The organism is Pseudomonas carassii (assembly GCF_036324045.1).
GTDB classification, from domain to species: Bacteria; Pseudomonadota; Gammaproteobacteria; order Pseudomonadales; family Pseudomonadaceae; genus Aquipseudomonas; species Aquipseudomonas peradeniyensis.
Window position 1 is genome coordinate 1 of record NZ_JAZDCT010000087.1, and the last position, 1,525, is coordinate 1,525.

At 65.9% G+C, this 1,525-nt stretch carries 1 protein-coding gene; it reads left to right on the top strand.

Annotated elements, in window-relative coordinates; genetic code table 11:
• Positions 1-1,525: amino acid adenylation domain-containing protein (locus V0R62_RS26655; protein ID WP_330105827.1), on the top strand; the 1,525-nt coding region annotated here is incomplete at both ends.

Sequence of the window (1,525 nt, forward strand, 5' to 3'; positions counted from 1 at the left end):
ACCTGTTGAACTACCGCCACAGTGCGGCCACCGGCGCCGAGCGGGCACAGGCCTGGCAGGGCATCGAACTGCTGGTCGCCCATGAGCGCAGCAACTACCCGCTGGTGGTCAGCGTCGACGACCTGGGGGACGGTTTCATTCTGACCGTGCAGGCGGTGCCACAAGTGGATGGGGCACTGGTCTGTCAGCTGTTGCAGACGGCCCTGGCGCGATTGGCCGATACGCTGGCGGACACGCCGACGGCACCCTTGAACCGTATCAACGCCTTGCCGGATCCGGAACGCGAACGCGTGTTGCTGCAGTTCAACGCTAGCCGTCGCAACTATCCCCGCGACCTGTCTGTGCATGCTCTGTTCGAGGCGCAGGCCAAGGCCAGCCCGGATGCGCTGGCGGTGGCCCACGGTACGCGGCGCTGGAGCTACCAGGCGCTCGAGCGGCAGGCCAACCGGCTGGCCGGGTATCTGTTGGAGCAGGGTGTACAGGTCGGTGATCGCGTGGCCTTGCTACTGCCACGTTCGTTCGACCTGCTGGCGGCTCAGCTGGCCGTAAGCAAATGCGCGGCGGTGTTCGTGCCGCTGGACGGCAATGCCCCGGCCGAGCGTCAGGCGTTCATGGTGGCGGACAGCCAAGCGCGGTTGGTGCTGACCCACAGCGACCAGCCACAGGTGGATGGCGCACGCCGGGTCGAACTCGACCGGCTCGACCTGGGCGGTTACGCGGATACGCCGCTGGGTTTGGCGGTGGAAGCCGGCAGCGCGGCGTACATCATGTACACCTCCGGTTCCACCGGTACGCCGAAGGGCGTGCAGGTGCCGCACCGGGCCATCGTGCGGTTGGTGATCAATAACGGCTTTGCCGACTTCAATAGCCAGGACCGCGTGGCCTTCGCCTCCAACCCGGCGTTCGACGCCAGCACCCTGGAGGTCTGGGCACCGCTGCTCAACGGCGGCACGGTGGTGGTGATCGATCAGGATCAGGTGCTGTCGCGTCAGGACCTGCGTGAGGTCCTGCTGGAGCAGGGTGTTACCGTGCTGTGGCTGACCGCCGGCCTGTTCCACCAGTTTGCTGACGACTTGCTGCCAGCATTGCGCAAACTGCGCTACCTGATGGTCGGTGGCGACGTGCTGGACCCGGCGGTGATTGCCCGGGTATTGCGCGATGGCGCGCCGCAACACCTGCTCAATGGCTACGGACCGACCGAGGCCACCACCTTCAGCACCACCTATGAAATCAGCGAGGTGGGCGAGGGCAGCATCCCGATTGGCAAGCCGATCGGCAACAGCCGCTGCTACGTGCTCGATGCCCGCCAGCAACTGCTGCCGGTAGGGGCGGTGGGCGAGTTGTACATTGCCGGTGACGGTGTGGCTCTGGGTTATCTGGGCCAACCGGAACTGACCGCTGAGCGCTTCCTGCCTGATCCGTTCAACGGCGGCACGATGTATCGCAGTGGCGACCTGGTGAGCTGGCAGGCAGATGGTACCCTGCGTTACCTGGGGCGTGCCGACCAGCAGATCAAGCTGCGGGG